Source organism: Luteimonas sp. TWI662 (assembly GCF_039673825.1).
Lineage (GTDB): Bacteria > Pseudomonadota > Gammaproteobacteria > Xanthomonadales > Xanthomonadaceae > Luteimonas.
Map to the genome: position 1 here is coordinate 1 of NZ_JBDJMI010000031.1, position 19,507 is coordinate 19,507.

The 19,507-nt window shown below is 68.6% G+C and carries 21 protein-coding genes and 1 other RNA gene; 11 read left to right on the plus strand and 11 right to left on the minus strand.

Annotated features, from left to right (window positions below; genetic code table 11):
- Positions 1-194 precede the first annotated feature (194 nt).
- The 6 genes from ABE488_RS16070 to ABE488_RS16095 all read left to right on the plus strand — a co-directional run bounded on the left by ABE488_RS16070 (position 195) and on the right by ABE488_RS16095 (position 6,137).
- Positions 195-473: a type II toxin-antitoxin system CcdA family antitoxin gene (locus ABE488_RS16070; protein ID WP_346445332.1), complete on the plus strand. Its 279-nt coding sequence runs from the start codon at positions 195-197 to the stop codon at positions 471-473.
- The gene (locus ABE488_RS16075) at positions 470-784 is read left to right on the plus strand and encodes a CcdB family protein (RefSeq protein WP_346445331.1); all 315 of its coding nucleotides are present in this window, start codon (positions 470-472) and stop codon (positions 782-784) included. The genes ABE488_RS16070 and ABE488_RS16075 overlap by 4 nt, the downstream gene beginning before the upstream one ends.
- Positions 774-2,423 (plus strand): NAD+ synthase, encoded by a 1,650-nt coding sequence (locus ABE488_RS16080; RefSeq protein ID WP_346445330.1) that lies wholly within the window; start codon positions 774-776, stop codon positions 2,421-2,423. Before ABE488_RS16075 ends, ABE488_RS16080 begins: the two co-directional genes overlap by 11 nt.
- A 709-nt stretch (positions 2,424-3,132) precedes the next feature.
- The gene (gene dtd / locus ABE488_RS16085) at positions 3,133-3,570 is read left to right on the plus strand and encodes a D-aminoacyl-tRNA deacylase (protein WP_346445329.1); all 438 of its coding nucleotides are present in this window, start codon (positions 3,133-3,135) and stop codon (positions 3,568-3,570) included.
- Between the two features lie 54 nt (positions 3,571-3,624).
- Positions 3,625-5,511 carry an RNA polymerase sigma factor RpoD gene (rpoD, locus tag ABE488_RS16090; RefSeq protein ID WP_346445328.1) on the plus strand — a complete coding sequence of 629 codons (1,887 nt, stop codon included), beginning with the start codon at positions 3,625-3,627 and terminating at the stop codon, positions 5,509-5,511.
- Between the two features lie 158 nt (positions 5,512-5,669).
- Positions 5,670-6,137, plus strand: coding sequence for a hypothetical protein (locus ABE488_RS16095; protein WP_346445327.1), 468 nt, complete (start codon positions 5,670-5,672; stop codon positions 6,135-6,137).
- A 63-nt stretch (positions 6,138-6,200) separates the two neighbouring features.
- Here ABE488_RS16095 and rpiA read toward each other — a convergent pair whose 3' ends face one another.
- The 7 genes from rpiA to ABE488_RS16130 form a co-directional block, all read right to left on the minus strand.
- Positions 6,201-6,851, minus strand: a complete 651-nt coding sequence (rpiA, locus tag ABE488_RS16100; RefSeq protein ID WP_346445326.1) for a ribose-5-phosphate isomerase RpiA — start codon at positions 6,849-6,851, stop codon at positions 6,201-6,203.
- Positions 6,848-7,327 carry an EVE domain-containing protein gene (locus ABE488_RS16105; protein WP_346445325.1) on the minus strand — a complete coding sequence of 160 codons (480 nt, stop codon included), beginning with the start codon at positions 7,325-7,327 and terminating at the stop codon, positions 6,848-6,850. The genes rpiA and ABE488_RS16105 overlap by 4 nt, the downstream gene beginning before the upstream one ends.
- A 9-nt stretch (positions 7,328-7,336) precedes the next feature.
- The gene (locus ABE488_RS16110; RefSeq protein ID WP_346445324.1) at positions 7,337-7,918 is read right to left on the minus strand and encodes a 5-formyltetrahydrofolate cyclo-ligase; all 582 of its coding nucleotides are present in this window, start codon (positions 7,916-7,918) and stop codon (positions 7,337-7,339) included.
- A gap of 54 nt (positions 7,919-7,972) precedes the next feature.
- Positions 7,973-8,157: non-coding RNA, 6S RNA (ssrS, locus tag ABE488_RS16115), on the minus strand.
- Positions 8,158-8,309: 152 nt separating this feature from the next.
- On the minus strand, positions 8,310-8,609 hold the full coding sequence (locus ABE488_RS16120) for a cell division protein ZapA (RefSeq protein WP_346445323.1): 300 nt from the start codon (positions 8,607-8,609) through the stop codon (positions 8,310-8,312).
- Positions 8,606-8,827 (minus strand): TIGR02449 family protein, encoded by a 222-nt coding sequence (locus ABE488_RS16125; RefSeq protein WP_241945337.1) that lies wholly within the window; start codon positions 8,825-8,827, stop codon positions 8,606-8,608. The genes ABE488_RS16120 and ABE488_RS16125 overlap by 4 nt, the downstream gene beginning before the upstream one ends.
- Positions 8,828-8,872: 45 nt before the next feature.
- Positions 8,873-11,068, minus strand: coding sequence for an EAL domain-containing protein (locus ABE488_RS16130; protein ID WP_346445322.1), 2,196 nt, complete (start codon positions 11,066-11,068; stop codon positions 8,873-8,875).
- 139 nt (positions 11,069-11,207) lie between these two features.
- Between ABE488_RS16130 and ABE488_RS16135 the strand changes: the two genes are divergently transcribed.
- Together ABE488_RS16135 and ABE488_RS16140 are read left to right on the plus strand one after the other, a co-directional pair.
- Positions 11,208-11,747, plus strand: a complete 540-nt coding sequence (locus ABE488_RS16135) for a UPF0149 family protein (RefSeq protein ID WP_346449449.1) — start codon at positions 11,208-11,210, stop codon at positions 11,745-11,747.
- A 13-nt stretch (positions 11,748-11,760) separates the two neighbouring features.
- Complete coding sequence (locus tag ABE488_RS16140; RefSeq protein WP_346449428.1) at positions 11,761-13,071, plus strand: aminopeptidase P N-terminal domain-containing protein; 1,311 nt, start codon at positions 11,761-11,763, stop codon at positions 13,069-13,071.
- A 119-nt stretch (positions 13,072-13,190) separates the two neighbouring features.
- On the opposite strand, the gene pepQ is transcribed toward ABE488_RS16140, so the two are convergent.
- From pepQ to rph, 4 genes are all read right to left on the minus strand, one after another.
- The gene (gene pepQ, locus ABE488_RS16145; protein ID WP_346449430.1) at positions 13,191-14,540 is read right to left on the minus strand and encodes a Xaa-Pro dipeptidase; all 1,350 of its coding nucleotides are present in this window, start codon (positions 14,538-14,540) and stop codon (positions 13,191-13,193) included.
- A gap of 71 nt (positions 14,541-14,611) precedes the next feature.
- Entirely contained in the window at positions 14,612-15,781 is a 1,170-nt protein-coding gene (gene hemW, locus ABE488_RS16150; protein WP_346449431.1) for a radical SAM family heme chaperone HemW, read from the minus strand.
- Between the two features lie 63 nt (positions 15,782-15,844).
- Positions 15,845-16,459, minus strand: coding sequence for an RdgB/HAM1 family non-canonical purine NTP pyrophosphatase (rdgB, locus tag ABE488_RS16155; RefSeq protein ID WP_346445318.1), 615 nt, complete (start codon positions 16,457-16,459; stop codon positions 15,845-15,847).
- A 1-nt stretch (position 16,460) separates the two neighbouring features.
- Entirely contained in the window at positions 16,461-17,189 is a 729-nt protein-coding gene (rph, locus tag ABE488_RS16160) for a ribonuclease PH (RefSeq protein ID WP_337244127.1), read from the minus strand.
- 130 nt (positions 17,190-17,319) lie between these two features.
- On the opposite strand from rph, the gene ABE488_RS16165 reads away from it, so the two are divergent.
- The 3 genes from ABE488_RS16165 to ABE488_RS16175 all read left to right on the plus strand — a co-directional run bounded on the left by ABE488_RS16165 (position 17,320) and on the right by ABE488_RS16175 (position 19,396).
- Positions 17,320-18,180: a YicC/YloC family endoribonuclease gene (locus ABE488_RS16165; RefSeq protein ID WP_346445317.1), complete on the plus strand. Its 861-nt coding sequence runs from the start codon at positions 17,320-17,322 to the stop codon at positions 18,178-18,180.
- Between the two features lie 241 nt (positions 18,181-18,421).
- On the plus strand, positions 18,422-18,766 hold the full coding sequence (locus tag ABE488_RS16170) for a type II toxin-antitoxin system prevent-host-death family antitoxin (RefSeq protein WP_346449432.1): 345 nt from the start codon (positions 18,422-18,424) through the stop codon (positions 18,764-18,766).
- A gap of 3 nt (positions 18,767-18,769) precedes the next feature.
- Positions 18,770-19,396: a hypothetical protein gene (locus ABE488_RS16175; RefSeq protein ID WP_346445316.1), complete on the plus strand. Its 627-nt coding sequence runs from the start codon at positions 18,770-18,772 to the stop codon at positions 19,394-19,396.
- The last annotated feature ends 111 nt before the right edge of the window (positions 19,397-19,507 follow it).

Sequence of the window (19,507 nt, forward strand, 5' to 3'; positions counted from 1 at the left end):
CCCGGGGGCCACACCCGGGGTCTGTGTGCACGTTCGCGCGGCCAATTGGCACTCGGACCCCGGTTTTACGGAGCGGTCACGCCGGAACAGTCGGCAGACAGGTACTTGTACCGGTCGGTGCGCCGGTCCGGCGAGGCTGTTGACATGGCGTTGGCCGATGCGCATGATCGATGCGCATCAAAGAGGGCCGCGTCATGCGCATCCGCGAAGACTATGCCGGCTACGGCAAGCGTGCGACCAATGTCAGCGTCAACCAGGGATTGCTCGAGGAAGCGCGTGCGCTCGACATCAATCTGTCGGCGACGCTGGAAAAGGCGCTGGAAGCCGAAGTGCGCGCCCGCAAGCGTGCCCAGTGGCGGGAGGAGAACCGTGAGGCGATGGCCGCGTACAACGCGCGCATCGCCCGCGACGGACTCGCCAGCGACCGCGTCCGCGCATTCAAGGCATCGCTGAAGGATCCGACGAGGGCATGAGTCAATTCTGCGTCTATGCCAATGCCGACCCGGCTTCGCGTCGCGCGGTGCCCTGTTGGCTGAACGTGCAGAGCGATTTGATCGACACTGTGGAGTCGCGTGTCGTCGTGCCGCTGATTCCACCCGAGCAGGCCGGCCCGCTGGTCACCGGCCTGATGCCGGCACTGCCGGTCGCCGGTAAAACGATGGTGATGGACACCGCGCAGATCACCAGCGTGCCCATGCAGATGCTCGGTCGGCAGGTCGCGAACCTGTCGGGCGAGCGACTGCGCATCATCGAAGCCCTGGATTTCCTGACGCATGGCATCTGACCCGTCCCGCTCCCTGCGCATCGCCCTGGCCCAGTTCGACTTTCCTGTCGGGGACGTGGGGCGCAATGCCGAACGCATCGCCGCGATGATCGAGGAGGCGAAGACCGAGTTCGGCGCCGACATCGTGGTGTTTCCCGAGCTTGCGATCAGCGGCTATCCGCCCGAAGACCTGTTGATGCGGCCGGGCTTCCTGATCGACTGCGAGGCCGCGCTGATGCAGGTCGCCAAGGACGTGCACGGTATCGTCGCGGTCGTCGGTTGGCCCGAATCGGCCGGCAGCGTGCTCTACAACTCCGCCAGCGTGCTGCGCGATGGCAAGGTCGAGCGGACCTACCGCAAGCGCGAACTGCCCAACTACAACGTCTTCGACGAGCGGCGTTACTTCCACGTCGATCCCGATGGCGGCTCGTGCGTGATCGACGTGCGCGGCGTGCCGGTCGGTGTGCTGGTGTGCGAGGACCTGTGGTTCCCCGAGCCGCTCGACGACACCGTGCGCGCCGGCGCCGAACTGGTCGTGGTGCCCAACGCCTCGCCCTACGAGCGCGGCAAGCATCGCCAGCGCGACGCGCTGCTGGCCGAGCGCACGCGCGATGCGGGCGTGGCGCTGGCCTACGTCAACGTGGTCGGCGGCCAGGATGCGCTGGTGTTCGATGGCGCCTCTGTCGTCGCCGATGCCGATGGCACCGTGCATCCGGCGGCGGTCGCGTTCGACGATCAATGGCTGGTGGTCGATTACGATCGGCAGCGCCGCGGCTTCACGCCGGTCCTTTGGGTCGACGACGGCGACGAGAGCATCGATGCGCTGGCCTGGCGCGCGGTGGTGCGGGGGCTGCGCGACTACTGTGGCAAGAATGGTTTTTCGAAGGTGTGGCTGGGGCTGTCGGGCGGTATCGACTCGTCGGTGGTGCTGGCGATGGCGGTCGATGCGCTGGGCGCCGACAACGTCACCGCGGTGCGGCTGCCGTCGCGCTACACCGCCGGGCTGAGCAACGACCTGGCGGCCGAGCAGTGCGAGCGTCTGGGTGTGCGCATGCTCACGATTCCGATCGAGCCACCGTTCCAGGGGTTCCTCGACACGCTGGCCGAGGCCTTCGGCGACGCCGCGCCCGAAGTGACCGAAGAGAACCTGCAGTCGCGCACGCGCGGCGCGATCCTGATGGCGCTGTCCAACAAGCATGGCGGGCTGCTGCTGACCACCGGCAACAAGAGCGAGTACGCGGTCGGTTACGCGACGATCTACGGCGACATGTGCGGCGGCTACGCGCCGCTCAAGGACCTCTACAAGACCGAGGTCTTCGGGCTGGCGAAGTGGCGCAACACGGTCGCCGGCAGTCCGGTGATCCCGCCCGCCGTCATCGACCGGCCGCCGTCGGCCGAATTGCGCGCCGACCAGCTCGACCAGGACTCGCTGCCGCCCTACGACGTGCTCGACGCGATCCTGCGCCGCTTCGTCGACCAGGAGGAGTCGCGCGACGAGATCGTCGCCGCCGGCTTCGACGCGACCACCGTCGACCGGATGCTGCGGCTGGTGCGCACCAGCGAATGGAAACGGCACCAGGCAGCCCCGGGCCCAAAGATTTCGCGCCGCGCCTTCGGCCGCGAGCGCCGCTATCCGATCAGTAACCGGTACTCGGGCTGATGGGGCGCGCCCTGCGCCTTCCCCTGCTTGCCGAGGACGGCTGCGACGCGAGCCGGGCCTCGCTGCCTCCCCCGCAAGCGGAGGAGAGCAGCAAGCCGCAGCGCGCTGCGAGCGTTGTGATGCGTCGCGCGCCCTCACTCCTTCCCCCGCAAGCGGGGGAAGGCCGGGATGGGGGTGTTTCGGCGGGGTGCGGGCTGGATGGGGCGGTCTGCGGCGTTCGTCGCTCGCCCCTGCCGTCTGCGTCACCTGGCCGTGTGCCCCCACCCAACCCTCCCCCGCAAGCGGAGGAGGGCAGCGGGCCGCAGCGCGCTGTGAGCGTTGTGGTGCGTCGAGCGCCTTCACTCCTTCCCTCGCTTGCGGTGGAAGGCCGGGATGGGGGTGTTTCGGCGGGGTGCGGGCTGGATGGAGCGGTCTGCGGCCTTCGTCGCTCGCCCCTGCCGTCTGCGTCACCTGGCCGTGTGCCCCCACCCAACCCTCCCCCGCAAGCGGCGGCGGGCAGCGGGCCGCAGCGCGCTGCGAGCGTTGTGATGCGTCGCGCGCCCTCACTCCTTCCCCCGCAAGCGGAGGCGGGCAGCGGGCCACAGCGCGCTGCGAGCATTGTGGTGCGTCGCGCGCCCTCACCACTTCCCCCGCTTGCGGGGGAAGGTCGGGATGGGGGCGCGGTGTCGGGGCACGCGATGAGCCTCAAGTGGCGAGCCGCGGGGTTGCCATGCTCGCGCTGATCCAGCGGGTCAGCGAGGCGGCGGTGCGGGTCGATGGCGATATCGTCGGCCGGATCGGGCCGGGGCTGCTGGCGTTGGTCGGGATCGAACCCGGCGACGGCGAGGCGCAGGTGGCGCGGATGGCTGAGCGGCTGCTGGCTTACCGGGTGTTCGGCGACGAAGCCGGTCGCATGAACCGGTCGCTGGCGCAGACCGGCGGCGGGCTGTTGCTGGTCAGCCAGTTCACGCTGGCCGCCGACACTCGCTCAGGCAACCGGCCGGGCTTCAGCACCGCCGCGCCGCCTGAGGAGGCTGAACGGACCTTCGATCGCCTGGTGGCGGTCTGCCGCACCTGCCATGGGGGGGTGGAAACGGGACGGTTCGGCGCCCATATGGAGGTCAGCCTGGTCAACGACGGCCCGGTCACCTTCCTGCTGCGGGCATGACCCCGGCCCCGCAGGTGGTATAATTACGGGTTCACTTTGACAACGGTGCGCCACATGGCGAATGAACGTCCCGCCCAGCAGTCCGACATCAAGCTCCTGATCAGCAAGGGCTTGGAGCAGGGCTATCTGACCTACGCCGAGGTCAACGATCACCTGCCCGACGACATGGTCGATCCGGAGCAGATCGAAGACATCATCGGCATGATCAACGGCATGGGCATCGATGTCCATGAGGTCGCGCCCGACGCTGAGACGCTGCTGCTGGCCGGCGAGTCGAGCGGCAACCGCGAGGTCGACGAGACCGCGGCCGAGGAAGCCGCCGCGGCGCTGACCTCGCTCGATACCGAAGGCGGTCGCACCACCGATCCGGTGCGCATGTACATGCGCGAGATGGGCACGGTCGAGCTGCTGACCCGCGAAGGCGAGATCGCCATCGCCAAGCGCATCGAGGAAGGCCTGAACCAGATGATGGCCTCGGTGGCCAGCTTCCCCTGGTCGGTCCAGTTGCTGCTCGAGGAATACGAACTGCACAAGGCCGGCAAGAAGCGCCTGGCCGAAGTCGTGGTCGGCTTCAACGACCAGTTGCTCGAAGAACTCGCCGCTGAAGAAGAGGCCGCCGCCGGCAACGCGCCTGCGCCGGTCGCCGCCGATGCGGACGACGCCGACAGCGACGACGACGATGCGGACGACGACAGCAGCGACGAGGAAGAGAGCACCGGTCCCAGCGGTCCGGACCCGGCCGAGGTGGCGCGCCGCATGGATGTGCTGGCCGACCTGTTCAACAAGTTCCAGAAGGCCTACGCCAAGAACGGCGCGTCGGCCAAGCCGGTCGTGAAGCTGCGCGGCGAGATGGCCGACCAGTTCATGACCTTCAAGCTGCCGCTGCCGCTGAGCGACCTGCTGGTGCGCAAGCTGCGCGATGTCGTCGGCGAGCTCAAGGACCACGAGCGCCGCATCCTCGACCTGTCCACCCGCGTGGCCAAGATGCCGCGCAAGGACTTCATCCGTGCCTGGGACGGCAACCAGACCAACACCGGCTGGGCGGACGAGATGATCAAGCGCAAGCAGAAGTGGTCGTCGGGCCTGAAGGACGTGCGCGATCAGATCGTCGCCGAGCAGGAAGCCACGCTGGCGATCGAGAAGGCCATGGGCGTGACCCTGGGCGATCTGAAGGAGATCAACCGGGCGATGGCCTACGGCGAGGCCAAGGCCCGCAAGGCCAAGAAGGAAATGGTCGAGGCCAACCTGCGCCTGGTGATCTCGATTGCCAAGAAGTACACCAATCGTGGCCTGCAGTTCCTGGACCTCATCCAGGAGGGCAACATCGGCCTGATGAAAGCGGTCGACAAGTTCGAACACCGCCGCGGCTTCAAGTTCTCGACCTATGCCACGTGGTGGATCCGTCAGGCCATCACTCGCTCGATCGCCGACCAGGCACGCACCATCCGTATCCCGGTGCACATGATCGAGACGATCAACAAGTTGAACCGCATTTCCCGCCAGATGCTCCAGCAGTACGGCCGCGAGGCCACGCCCGAGGAGCTGGCCAAGGAAATGGACATGCCCGAGGACAAGATCCGCAAGGTGATGAAGATCGCCAAGGAGCCGATCTCGATGGAGACCCCGATCGGCGACGACGAGGACTCGCATCTGGGCGACTTCATCGAGGACACCAATGTGGAGTCCCCGATCGACGCGACCACCAACACCAACCTGATGGAGACGGTCCGCGATGTGCTCGCCGGCCTGACCCCGCGGGAGGCGAAGGTGCTGCGGATGCGCTTCGGCATCGACATGAACACCGACCACACTCTCGAGGAAGTCGGCAAGCAGTTCGACGTGACCCGCGAGCGGATCCGTCAGATCGAGGCCAAGGCGCTGCGCAAGCTGCGTCACCCCTCGCGCAGCGAGCAACTGCGGAGCTTCCTCGACGTCGAGTGATCTGCTGCTATCGATCCACGAAACAGCCCGCCGAAAGGCGGGCTTTTTCGTGGGCATCCCGCCCCGTAGGAGCGCGCGCCTGCACCGGTTAGGCTTGGCGGGAGAGGGCGCTCGCGCGCGAGCGCGTGCCGCACGACATGTCGCCACCGAGGATGCCCATGGACGAACAGGTCCACGCCACGCCCGATCCCTATGCGCCGCCAAGTGCGCCAATCGTCGAATCGCAGGACGCGGCCGGATTGCCGTTGTTCAAGATCGCCGGCATCGGCATCGCCACCTTCTTCGGATCAGTGCTGGCTGGCGGCCTGCTGATGGCGATGAACTTCCACCGCATGGGCCGGCCCGAGCGCGTCTGGCCGACACTGGGCCTGGCGCTGCTGGGGCTGCTGGCGACGGGCGCGCTCGGTGCGGTCCTGCCCGAGCAGTTCCCCGGCGTGCTGATAACCGTGCCTACCCTGGTCGCCGTGACGGTGCTGGCCGGCAAGACGCAAGGCGAGGCCATTGCCCGCCGCGAACGCGCGGGCCTGCCGATGCGCTCCAACTGGCTGGCGCTGGGCATCTCACTGCTGGTGCTGCTGCCGATCACCGCCCTCGGCATCGGCTTGCTGCTGTTCGCTGGCGCCTGAGCACAACGGGTGTTGGCGGCGGGCTGGGACGACGCCAGCGTCCGTCCGGCTGGATCCGGCCTGTCAGTCGAGGACAGTCGGCGTCGATGTGCCGACGATGACGACATCGGCCTTGCGGCGGGCGAACAGACCGACGCTGACTACGCCCGGGATCTGGTTGAGCTGCGTTTCCAGGCCCACCGGATCGGCGATCGACAGGCCGTGGATATCGAGCACCCAGTTGCCGTTGTCGGTACGCACGCCCTCGCGCCAGACGGGCTGACCGCCGGTGGTCGCCAGGATCTCGCGGGCGACGAGGCTGCGGGCCATCGGGATGACCTCGATCGGCAGCGGGAACGTGCCCAGCACCGGTACCTGCTTGGCCGGGTCGATGATGCAGACGAACCGCTCGCTGGCCTCGGCGATGATCTTCTCGCGCGTCAGTGCCGCGCCACCGCCCTTGATCAGATGCTTGCCCGGATCGCACTCGTCGGCGCCGTCGACGTACAGCGACAGCGGGCCGGTGGCGTTGAGGTCGAGTACCTCGATGCCGTGCCGGCGCAGGCGCTCGGTGCTCTGATCGGAGCTCGACACCGCGCCGTCGATGCGGTGCTTGATCTTCGCCAGTGCGTCGATGAAGAACGCCACCGTCGAGCCGGTGCCGACGCCGACGATCATGCCGTCCTCGACGTACTCGATCGCCTTCTCGCCGGCCAGGCGCTTGCCTTCGCTCATCGCTTCTTCTCCAGGGACGACAACAGCTTCCACTGCGCGGCTGTGACCGGCAGCACGGACAGGCGCGCGCCTTTGCGGATCAGCGCGAACTCCTCGCCCAGCGCGTCCGCATGCTCGCGGATCTCGCTCAGCGTGATGGGGTGGGCCAGCGTGCGCACGTAGCGCACGTCAACGAGGAACCAGCGCGGCGTCTCCTGGCTCGCCTTCTCGTCGTAGTACTTCGACGAGGCGTCGAACTGCGTCGGATCCGGATAGGCGGTGCTGGCGACCTCGGCGATGCCGTAGATGCCGGGCACGGCCGCGTTGGAGTGGTAGAAAAACACGGCATCGCCGATCCGCATGCCGTCGCGCATGAAGTTGCGCGCCTGGTAGTTGCGAACGCCGGTCCACGGTTCGGTACCGACGCGGGCCAGGTCGTCGATCGAGAAGTCTTCCGGTTCGGACTTCATCAGCCAGTAGCGCTTGCGGGTGCTCATCGCGTCTCGTCAGGCGGCAAGGGGCGAAAACAGGGTCGCCGATTCGGTGCAGACCGCGTCCAGCGGCACGTCCCAGTCGGCGGCATCGAGTGCGTCCACCTGCTGTGAGGCGAAGGCGGCGCCGACCAGCATGGGCGGCGCGCCCTGCGCCCGGCGGAATGTGAAGCTGCGGTCGTACCAGCCCCCGCCCATGCCCAGGCGATGGCCCTGCGCGTCGAAGCCAACCAGTGGCGCGACGACCAGTGTCATCTCGCGCGCATCGAGCGCCGACGCCGGCTCGACGTCCGGCTCGGGAATGCCGTAGCGGTTGGTCACCAGCGCATCGCCCGCGCGCCAGGGCGCGAAGCGCAGCGTGTCGCCATGCAGCAGCGGCAGGCAGTAGATCAGGCCGGGCGGCAGGCGGAGCTGGAAGACGTGCAGGCCGATCTCGCCATCGCTGGCCCAATAGCCGGCCACGTAGCCCGTGGCGGGCAGCATGGGCAGCGCGAGCAACTGCGCAGCCAAGCCTTCGGCGGCGGCGATCCGCACCGCGGCCGGCAGCGCGCGGCGCTGGTCGCGCAGGCGGCGGCGGAGGGCGGGGCGGTCGGTCATGCGGCCGGACTCGTCGTCGAAAAAGCGCCGGCGACGCGGCAGGCGGAAAGAGATACGTTCTCCGCACATGCCGATGCACGCGAAACGACCTTGAACCCGGGGTTCAAGTGGGAACGCCGGAATTCCTTCGGGCTTTCCGCTCGAAGGCGGATATGCACTCCCGGTTTTCCTGCATCCCCGGTGTCGTTCTTAAGGGACAAGGCGAATGTTTTGCACGCTGTCGGACACGGCAGAGAACGCAGGCGCAGTATAGCGCCGCAGCGGGCGCGCGCGCAGCCGTTTGTCGGAGAACGCTGCGTAGGGATGGGACGAGTTCAGCCGCGTGGCGGCGATGCGAAGGCGGGGCGATCGCGAACGCGTCGCCGCCGTTCGCGCGCGCCTGCAACGGTCATCACAGTTCGGCTTCGAACGCGTCGAGCCGGCGGTGCAGCGCCGCGATGGCCTCGGCAATCGCGCGGCCATCGCTGCCCCCGGTCTGGCGCAGTTGCAGCAGTTCGTGCGCGAAATTCAGCGCCGCGAGCACTGCAATGCGGTCGACGGCCGCCATACGGTTGGCGCCGCGGATCTCGCGCATCTGGGTGTCGACCAGGCGTGCGGCTGCGGTCAGGCCGTCGCGCTCGCCTGGCGCCACGCCCACGGTATATTCACGGTCCAGCACGCGGACACTGACCGCCTCGCTGGCACTGCTCACGTGTGCTGCTCCAGGGATTTGAGGCGCGCGATCATCGCTTCCACGCGCGAGCGCGCCTGTTCGTTCTTCGACACCAGTTGGGCACGTTCGACGACGATGCTCTCCTGTTGCTGGCGCAAGCTGCGGTTCTCGTCGCGGAGCAGGCGGGCGCGCTCGATCAACGTCTCCACGCGCGCTGTCAGGCGGGCGAGCTGGGTGATGACGTCGGGCGTGTCCATGTCGGCACGATAGGCAGCCCCCCGGTGCCGGTCAAGGCGGGCGCCTTAGCCGTTGTCGTCCGCCGCCGGCGCGGCACCAGCAGGGTGGGCGCGGACGAAGGCCAGGCACTGGTCCGGGGGCAGGGGCCGCGAGATCCAGTAGCCCTGCAGCTCATCGCAGTTGCGGTCGGTCAGAAAGCGCAGTTGTGCCTCCGTCTCCACGCCCTCTGCGACGACCCGGCGCCCCAGCGCATGCGCCAGCGAGATGACGGTGGCAGTGATCGCGGCGTCCTCCCGGTCGTCCGGCAGCCCGGCCACGAAGGCCTTGTCGATCTTGATCGTGGTGATCGGCAGCCGCTTGAGATAGGCCAGCGACGAATACCCGGTGCCGAAATCGTCGATCGCCAGTGACACGCCCATCGTGCGCAGCGCCTGCAGGCGCGCGGCCGCATGCTCGGCGTCGGCCATCAGCACGCTTTCGGTCAGTTCCAGCTCCAGCCCCTGGGGCGGGAATCCGACCTCCTCCAGCACACGGCGCACCACGCCCGGGAAGTCGCCGCGCAGCAATTGCAGCAGCGAGACGTTGACCGAGACCGAGATGTCGGCCACCCCCTGGCGACGCCAATCGAGCACGGTGCGACAGGCCTCGCGCAGCGCCCATTCGCCGATCTCGTGGATCAGGCCGCTTTCCTCGGCGATCGGGATGAACTCGCTCGGCGGAATCTCGCCCAGCGTCGGGCTGTTCCAGCGCAGCAGGGCCTCGACGCAGGCGATGCCGCCCTGGGCCCGGGCGTGCCGCGGCTGCATGGCCAGGCGCAGTTCGCCGCGGTCGAGCACCTCGCGCAGCGCACCGGTCAGCGTGGTGCGCCGGCGGGCCGCGATGTCCATCGCATCGTCGTAACGCTTGAAGGTCCGGCGCCCCGCGGCCTTGGCCTGGTACATCGCGATGTCGGCCTGCTTGAGCAGTTCGACCGCCCCGCGCGCGTGGTCGGGATAGACGCTGATGCCCAGCGAGGGCGAGATCGTGATCTGCCGGCGATCGTCGATGCGCAGCGGGGCTTCGAAGGCATGAATGATCTCGCGGGCGATGCGGTCGGCGGCCTGCACGTCGTCGAGGTTCTCGATGACGATGGTGAATTCGTCGCCGCCCAGGCGCGCGACGGTATGGTGCATGCCGACCGTCTGCTGCACCCGGGTGGCGGCCGCGCACAGGATGCGGTCGCCGGCGGCGTGGCCCAGCGAGTCGTTGATGTCCTTGAACCGGTCGAGATCGAGGAACAGCACCGCGATGCGATGGCCGTTGTCGCGCGCGCGCGCGATCGCGCGCGACAGGCGCTCGGACAGCAGCGAGCGATTGGGCAGACTGGTCAGGGTGTCGAAGTTGGCCAGGTAGCGCAGTTCCTGCTCGGCGCGCTTTTGGTGGGTGATGTCGTTGAGAACGAACACGTGCAGGGGTTGGCCCATGTCGGCGTCGTAGACCGTGCGGCACTCCACCGCTGCGAGGAACTGCTCGCCGTCCTTGCGCCGCTGCCGCAGCTCGCCGCTCCAGTGCCCGTGGCGCGCGGCCTCCTCGCGCAGGTGGCGCGAGACATCCTCGGCGTCGGGGTTGTCGTCGAGCAGCCGCGCATCCTGGCCGAGCACCTCGCTCTCGGTATAGCCGGTCATGCGCAGGAATGCGGGATTGACTGAGACGTAGCGGAAGCCGGCATCGATGACCGCGACCGCCTCGCGCATGCTGCGCAGCACTTCGGCAGCGATCCGGTGTTCGCGTTCGGCCGTGCGCGTGGCGGTGACATCGAGCGCCGTGCCGGCGATGCGCGCTATCGCGCCGTCGCGGCCGCGTGCGACGGCGCGACCGCGCACGCGAACCCAGCGCCAGTCGCCGCCGTCGATCGCGACGCGCAGTTGCAGTTGCAGTTGGCCGCTGCCGTCGCCCTGGATGTAGCGCGCGAGCGCATCGCGGGCGAGCGGGCGATCCTCGGGGTGCAGCAGTCCCTCGATCGGGACGGCGTGCTCAACGGCCGTCTCGCCATGGGGGTCGGTCTCGCACACGGTATGCCGGACCACGCCGGACGCCATGTCGTAATCCCAGTCGCGCTCGCCCGTGGCCCACAGCGCCAGGTTCAGTCGCGTGGCCCGTTCGTCCCGCGGGCGGGGGCGGTCGCGTCGGCCCCGCCGCCCGAGCGCCAGCGCCACGCACAGCACCAGCAATGCGGCCAGCAATGCAGTGACCGAAACGTGCAACGGACTGGGGACGATCACGCGGACTCCGCGCCGGAGGGGCGGCGTCGAGTTTAGGCATCGCGTGGGCGGGACAACAAGCGCGGCGATAAGGAGACGACGGCACGGTTGCTACACTGCATCGTCCGTCGCCGCCCTTGTGAGTCCCGTGTCCGAACGCCTGCCCAGTCCCGCCGAGATCGACGCCGAAATCGGCCGTCTGCAGTTGGCCGTCGGCGCCAGCGAATTGCATGGAGGCCTCTGTGGTTGGCTGGCCGGCGGCGGGGCGTCGCGAGCCGACTGGCTGGCGCCGGTACTCGCCGACGACACGCTGTCTGCCCCGGTGGCCGGCAGTGCGCTCGACCGGCTGCGCGCGGTCAGCGCGGCGCAATTGGAGGACCGCAGTTTCGGGTTTGCACTGGTGCTGCCCGACGAGGACGCCCCCCTGTCGGCGCGCAGCGCGGCGCTGTTCGATTGGTGTCGCGGTTTTCTCGGCGGCTTCGGTCTGGCTGCGGGCGCGGCCCCGGGCCTGTCGGAAGAAGGCACCGAGGCCTTGGCCGATCTCGCGCGGCTTGCGGCGGCCGACGCCCAGGCCGATGCCGAGAACGACGATGCCGAGGAGGACGCATTCGCCGAGATCGAGGAATTCGTTCGCGTGGCGGTGCTGCTGCTGCACGGCGATGCGGCGCTGGGCCGGCGTCACCGCAACCGGTTGAACTGACGTGGCCGGCGCGATGTCCGTGGCCGCCTGTCAGAAGCGACGGCGCCAGTTGATGCGGATGGCCGGCAACGACGCGATCGTGGTGGTCCCATCGGCGCCTGAGCGCATCCGCAGTCGCGACACCCACTTTCCGTATCGCCAGGATTCCGACCTGTGGTACCTGACTGGGTTCGCCGAGCCCGACGCGGTGCTGGTGCTGGTGCCGGGCCGCGCGCACGGTGAGGCGCTGCTGTTCTGCCGGGAGCGCGATGCCGAACGCGAAGCCTGGGACGGGCCGCGGGTCGGTCCCGAGGGGGCAATGGATGCGCTGGGCGTCGACGATGCATACCCGATCGACGATCTCGACGAGATCCTGCCCGGGCTGCTCGAGGGCAGGACGCGGGTGTACTACCACTTCGGGCGCGACACCGAATTCGATCTGCAGCTCATCGGCTGGCTCAACCGCGTACGCGCACAGGTGCGGCTGGGCGCGCAGCCGCCGCACGAGTTCCTCGAGCTTGGTCACCTGCTCGACGAGATGCGGCTGATCAAGACCGCCGACGAACTCAAACTGATGCGCCGCGCGGCGAAGATCAGCGTCGAGGCGCATGCCGCGGCGATGCGTGCGGCGCGGCCGGGCATGCGCGAGTACGAACTGCAGGCCGAGCTGGAGTACGTGTTCCGCCGCCACGATGCGGTACCGGCCTACGAGAGCATCGTCGGTGCAGGTGCCAACGCCTGCGTGTTGCATTACCGGGCCAACGGCGCGCAGGCGCGCGACGGCGACCTGGTGCTGATCGACGCAGGAGCGGAGTACCGCGGTTACGCCGCCGACATCACCCGGACGTTTCCGGTCAACGGCCGCTTCAGCGCGGCGCAGCGGGCGCTGCACGAGGTCGTGGACGCGGCGCAGCAGGCGGCGTTGCGCAAGGCGCAGCCTGGCCGGCCCTACGAGGCGGGGCACCATGCGGCGGTCGAAGCGCTGACCGAGGGGCTGCTGCGGCTGGGGCTGCTCAAGGGACGCCTGGAGACGTGCATCGCCGAGGGCCGCTACAAGCGCTACTACCCGCACAAGACCGGGCACTGGCTGGGCCTGGACGTGCACGATGTCGGCGACTACCGCATCGAGGGCGAGTCCCGCCTGCTCGAGCCGGGCATGGTCTATACCATCGAGCCGGGGCTCTACGTGCCGGCCGATGACACGTCGGTCGATGCGAAGTGGCGCGGCATCGGCATCCGCACCGAGGACGACGTGCTGATCACCCGCGCCGGCCACGAGGTGCTCACCGCCGGCCTGGCCCGCACGGCCGACGAGATCGAGGCGTTCATGGCGCAGGCGCGCTAGACCCATCAGCCCGCCCCCGCTCGCGGGGGTGAGGGCGATCCGCTTGCGCGGCGCTGCCGCGCGGGTCGACCGAACGCCCGGCGCGTTGCGCCGGGGTGGACGGGGTGGGCGGGGGCGGCTTACTCGGCCGACGCGCTCCACGCCTCGCGCGTGAGGTTGATCGGGGCATCGTCGGTGCACACCACGTTGTCCTCGATCCGGATGCCGCCGTAGGGGCGGAACGTCTCGACCCGATCCCAGTCGACCGCACCGCCCTTGCCCGCGGCCTTGAGGTCCTCAAGCAGCATGTCGACGAAGTACACGCCCGGCTCGATCGTGACGACCATGCCCGGCGCCAGCGTGCGGGTCAGGCGCAGATAGGGATGGCCGTCGGGCTTGGCGATGGTGCCGCCGGTCTCCGAGGCCGCGAAGCCGGCGACGTCGTGCACCTGCAGGCCGATGCCGTGGCCGATGCCGTGCGGAAAGAACGCGGCGCTGACGCCGGTCTCCAGCGCTTCTTCGGGCGAGATGCGCAGCACGCCGAAATCGCGCAGCACGCCCGACAGTGCCAGGTGTGCATCCAGGTGCAATTGCTTGTAGTCGAAGCCGCTGCGCACCTGCGCGCACATCGCCTGTTGCGCGCGGTCGACCGCGTCGATCATCGCCTGGAACTCGCTGCCGGTGTCGTGCGCATAGCTGCGGGTGATGTCGGCCGCGTAGCCGGCGTGGCTGGCGCCGGCGTCGATCAGGAAGCTGTGCACGGGGTCGGGTGCCAAACGGCCCAGCTCGGTGTAGTGCAGCACCGCGGCGTGCGTGTTGAGCGCGACGATGTTGTGGTACGGCAGTTCGTTGGCATCCTGGCCGGCGGCCTGGCAGTAGGCCAGGTGGATGCCGAACTCGCTGGCGCGGGCACGAAACGCACGCTCGGCGGCCTGGTGGGCGCCGACCGCGATGCGCGTGGCCTCGCGCAGCATCGCGATCTCGTAGGGCGTCTTGAACGCGCGGTGGTAGTCGAGATGGTCGAGCACCGCCTGCGGGTTGTTCGGGCGATAGGCGCCGTACTGTCCGAGTGCGCTCTGGGGCTCGCCGAGGATCGCGCAGCGCGCGGCATTCTTGGGCAGATGCTGCTGGGCGTCTTCCGGCTTGCGGATGACCACGACATCGAAGTGTTCCACCCAGTAGCCCGAGGGCGCCTCGGGCACGACGTGCCAGTAGTCGCGCGGCTGCAGGTAGATCAGCTTCGGCTTCGCGCCGGGCGTCACCACCAGCCAACTGCCCGGGGTGCGGGTCAACGGCACCCAGGCCTTGAACTGCGGATTGACCGCGTAGGGGTAGTCGCGGTCGTCGAAGACCTGGTAATGCAGGGTGCCGCTGGGGATCACCAGATGGTCGAGGCCCGCGCGCTCGAGCGCGGTGCGCGTGCGCTCGGACAGCGTCGCGAGGTGGTCTGCGTAGAGGTCGGCAGCGGACAACGCGGAAGTGATAGACATCTCGATCCTGCGGGGAAAGCGTGAACGTCTATTCTGCCGCAAGCGACCCAGGGCCTGGGGGGGAGGGTGGGTCAGTCTTCCAGGAACAGCGACACCACGTCGTTGGCGAACCGGTGGCCGAGCGCGGTCGGCACGATGCGCGCGCCGTCCTCATGCAGCCAGCCGGCGTCGAACGCGGCTTGCAGCGGGGCGGCGATCGCCGACGGCGGCAGGCCGGTGCAGGCCTCGAAGTCGTGCAGCGTGAAGCCCTCGACCAGTCGCAGCGCATTGAGCATGTACTCGAACGGGCGGCGCGCCTCGGCGATGCGCTCGTCGCCGCCGATCGAGGCGGGCGTGCCAGCGGTCGCCAGCCAGGCTGTGGGGTGTTTGTGCTTCCATCGGCGTGCGATCGCCTGCTCGCTGCCCAGTGTGAGCTTGCCGTGGGCGCCGGCACCGATGCCCAGGTAGTCGCCGAAGCGCCAGTAATTGAGGTTGTGGGCGCATTGTCGGCCGGGCCGCGCGTACGCCGAGATCTCGTACTGCGCGTAGCCCGCTTCGGCGAGCCGGGCCTGGCAGCGCTCCTGCATGTCCCAGGCCAGGTCCTCGTCGGGCAGGTCCTGCGGCGGGCGCGCGGCGTAGACGGTGTTGGGCTCGAGCGTGAGCTGGTAGTGCGAGATGTGCGCCGGTGCCAGGGCGATCGCGCGCGCGATGTCGTCCTCGGCCATCGCCAGCGTCTGGCCCGGCAGCGCGTACATCAGGTCGAGATTGACGTTGTCGAACCCCGCTTCGCGCGCCAGCGCGATCGCTGCCAACGCCTGGGCGCTGTCGTGGATGCGGCCCAGGCGGTGCAGGCAACCATCGTCGAAGCTCTGGACGCCGAAACTGATCCGGTTCACGCCGGCCCGGCGGTAGTCCTCGAAGCGGCCGTGCTCGGCGGTGCCGGGGTTGGTCTCCAGGGTGATTTCCGCGCCCGGGGCGAAACGCAGCCGCGACGAGGCGCCCTGCAGCAGTCGGTCGATCGCGTCGGCCGGGAACAGACTCGGGGTGCCGCCGCCGAAGAACACGCTGTGCACCGTGCGACCCCAGACCAGCGGCAGATCCTGATCGAGGTCGGCCAGCAGCGCGTCGACGTAGGCGTCGAACGGCAGCGCAGCCGCGCCGTCCGTGGACCGGAACTCGTGCGAGTTGAAGTCGCAGTACGGGCATTTGCGCACGCACCACGGCAGGTGCACGTACAACGACAGGGGCGGGGGGATCAGCATCGGCCGGTAGGGGGGGGAGGCCGGGCGGCCCGGCGCCAGGGGCGGGCAGGCGTGCCTGCGGGATCAGGATGCCAGACCGGTCAGGCGCTGGCGCAGCGCCAGCAGCGCGCGGGCGCGGTGGCTGAGGCGGTTCTTCAGCTCGGGCGTCATCTCGGCGGCGGTCAGTCCGTGCTCGGGGTCGAGGAAGACCGGGTTGTAGCCGAAGCCGTGGTGGCCACGCGGTGCGTCCAGGATGCGGCCTTCCCAGGCACCTTCTGCGATCAGTGGCTGCGGATCGTCGGCATGGCGCAGTACCACGATCACCGCGTAGAAGCGGGCGGTGCGCCGATCTTCGGGCACAGCGCGCAGCGCCTCGAGCAGCTTGGCGTTGTTGGCCGCGTCGTCGGTCGGCGTGCCGGCATAGCGCGCACTGTAGAGCCCGGGGGCGCCGCCGAGCGCATCGACGATCAGGCCCGAGTCGTCGGCCAGCGCGGGCAGCCCGGTGGCGGCGCTGGCGTGGCGGGCCTTGATCAACGCGTTCTCGACGAACGTGGTGCCAGTTTCGGGCACGTCGTCCACGCCCAGCGCGCGCTGCGGCACGATTTCCAGCGGCAGGTCGGCGAGCATCGCCTGCAGCTCGACGAGCTTGCCGGCATTGCCGCTGGCCAGCACCAGGCGCGTGCGCGTGGACGCGTCCATGTCAGCGCGCCAGCGCCGCGCGCTGCAGCGCGACCAGTTCGGCGACCCCGGCTTCGGCCAGGCCCAGCATCGCGTCCATCTCGGCGCGACGGAACGCGTGGCCTTCTGCCGTGCCCTGGATCTCGATGAAGCCGCCGCCGTCGTTCATCACGACGTTCATGTCGGTGTCGCAGTCGCTGTCTTCGGCGTAGTCGAGGTCGAGTACCGGCACGCCGCGGTAGACGCCCACCGAGACCGCGGCGATCGCGCCGTGGACCGGGTCCCGGCCGAGTTCGCGACGCGCCTGCAGCACGCGGATCGCATCGACCAGCGCGACATAGGCGCCGGTGATCGCGGCGGTGCGGGTGCCGCCGTCGGCCTGCAGTACATCGCAGTCGAGGGTGATGGTGCGTTCGCCCAGCGCACGACGGTCGACACAGGCACGCAGGCTGCGGCCGATCAGCCGCTGAATCTCCAGCGTCCGCCCGCCCTGCTTGCCGCGCGCGGCCTCGCGGTCGTTGCGGGTGTTGGTGGCGCGCGGGAGCATGCCGTATTCGGCGGTGACCCAGCCCTCGCCCTTGCCGCGCAGGAACGCGGGCACGCGGTTTTCGACGCTGGCGGTGCACAGCACGCGGGTGTCGCCGAAGCTCACCAGCACCGAACCCTCGGCATGGCGGGTGAAGCCGCGCTCGAAGCGCACCTCGCGCAGTTGGTCGGGCGCGCGGCCGCTCGGGCGGGAAGAATCGGACATGTCGGGTCGCTGCAGGAAAACGGGGGGCGATTCTAGCAGCCGCCCCGCAAGCCCCGGTTCGCGTCGGCTCGGCACCGGCGCCCTTCAGGCATACTGCCGCGCTCTATCGAGCTTGATTTTCGGGACCGCCATGATCCGCAGCATGACCGCCTTCGCCTCGGGCGAACGCACCACGCCCTGGGGCACGCTGAGCTGCGAGTTGCGCGCGGTCAATCACCGGTTCCTGGAGCTGGGCACGCGGATGCCTGAAGAACTGCGGGCGCTGGAGCCGGTGCTGCGCGAGCGCATTGCCGCGCGCGTCTCGCGCGGCAAGCTGGATCTGGGCCTGCGCCTGCGCCCGGTCGAGGGCGGCGGCGAGCTGCAGCTCAACCGCGCGCTGCTCGACCAGCTCGGCCAACTGGCGCAGGAGCTGCGCAACGGCTTTCCTGAATTGCGGGCCAGCCTGACCGAGCTGTTGCAGTTCCCTGGCGTGCTGCAGTCGCGCGGCGTGGACCCGGCAGCGTTGCAGGTCGAGGTGGTGGCGCTGCTCGACGAGGTGCTCGACGGCTTCATCGCCGCGCGCGAGCGCGAGGGGGCCAAGCTCGTGGCCGCGACACTGGAACGGGTCGACGGCATCGCCGCAATTGCCGCCCAGGTGCGCACGCTGATGCCGGCGATCCGCGACGGCCAGCGGGCCAAGCTGCAGGCGCGGCTCGACGACCTGGCCCAGCCGGTCGATCCGGGCCGCATGGAGCAGGAACTGGTGCTGTGGTTGCAGAAGCTCGACGTCGACGAGGAACTCGACCGGCTCGACAGCCATGTGGACGAGATCCGTCGTGTGTTCGCGCAGCGCGAGCCGGTCGGTCGCCGGCTCGATTTCCTGCTGCAGGAGTTCAACCGCGAAGCCAATACGCTCGGCTCAAAGTCGGTCGACAAGCGCAGCTCGCAGGCCGCGATCGAGTTGAAGGTGCTGATCGACCAGATCCGCGAACAGGTGCAGAACATCGAGTAGCGTTTCGAGAGGATGTCATGCCATCCCAAAGAGACCTATGAGTCCGCTGTTCAACGTGGGTTTTGTCTCATCAAGCATGTGATCTTCGGCAAGCGGTTGAACTCCCCGTGATCGCATTTCCGGCCATTGTCGGATCCAGTCGACCACGCCCAGTCAGGCTGAATGGTCAATTTTCGATATTTTCCCAAATTGGGAAATTTGGAGTATCGTGCTGGTCGACAACACCTAGGTGGATACCAGCATGGAACTCCCTCTGGATTTGGCTCAGCTTCAAACGACGCCCGCTGCGGACGTCAAAGTGAAGGGGTGGCCGAGCCTCATGCGCAAGGTGCGCGCGAGCGGAGCCATCGTCATCACCAACCACAACCATCCCGATGCTGTTGTGGTGGACGTGAACGAGTATCAGCGGCTGGTCGCGCATGCGAACGCGGCATCCGGGGCTAACCTGCGCGCGCAGTCGCTGCGGGCGTTGCAGTTGCGGTTCGATGAGCACCTGTCATCGCTGAAGGACGGCTCGGGACTGTCCAAGGTGCTGGGTAGGTCTGCTCATAAGGGCAGGAAGATTGCGTTGGGAAGCTCGCGCTAGCCTGTGGGCCGGATCTTGGTTCTGGCAGGGATCAACGGCGCCGGCAAGAGTTCGCTGCTGGGCGCGATGCTGCGGGAGGATGGAGCCAACTGGTTCAACCCTGACTCCTTCACTCAGGCTTTGGTGGAGGCAGGATGGCCCCCCGATGAGGCGAACGCCGAGGCGTGGCAGGAAGGGGTGAGGCGCCTGCGTGAAGCGATTGCCAATGGGGCCGACTATGCGTTCGAGACCACCCTCGGCGCGAGAACGATTCCCCAGTTGCTGCGTGAGGCTTGCAACCTTCACGAGGTCACGGTCTGGTTCTGCGGGCTGGAAAGCGCAGAGCTGCATATCGAGCGCGTCGCCGCCCGCGTGGCGGCTGGTGGCCACCATATCGCCGAGGACAAGATCCGCGGTCGTTACGATTCGTCCAGGGCAAACCTGATAGCGCTGATTCCCTATCTGGCAACGCTGCGCGTTTACGACAACAGTCGACCGCCCGATGCCGACGGCCGTGTTGAACCGCTGCTTGTTTTGGACATGGACCGCGAGGGCATTGGCTACCCAGTGAGGCCAGAGGATCTGGCGCAAACCCCACAATGGGCGAAGGCGATCGTCATGGCGGCCTTGGACGTACACTCGCCCGTCTGAGCGGATAGGCATTCACTCGGACGATGCCTTGCATGGTGTCGTCTGTGGGGATACCAAAGCGCGGGGCAGATAATCGGGGATTGACCGGCATGCGTGACACCGTCGCGAGAT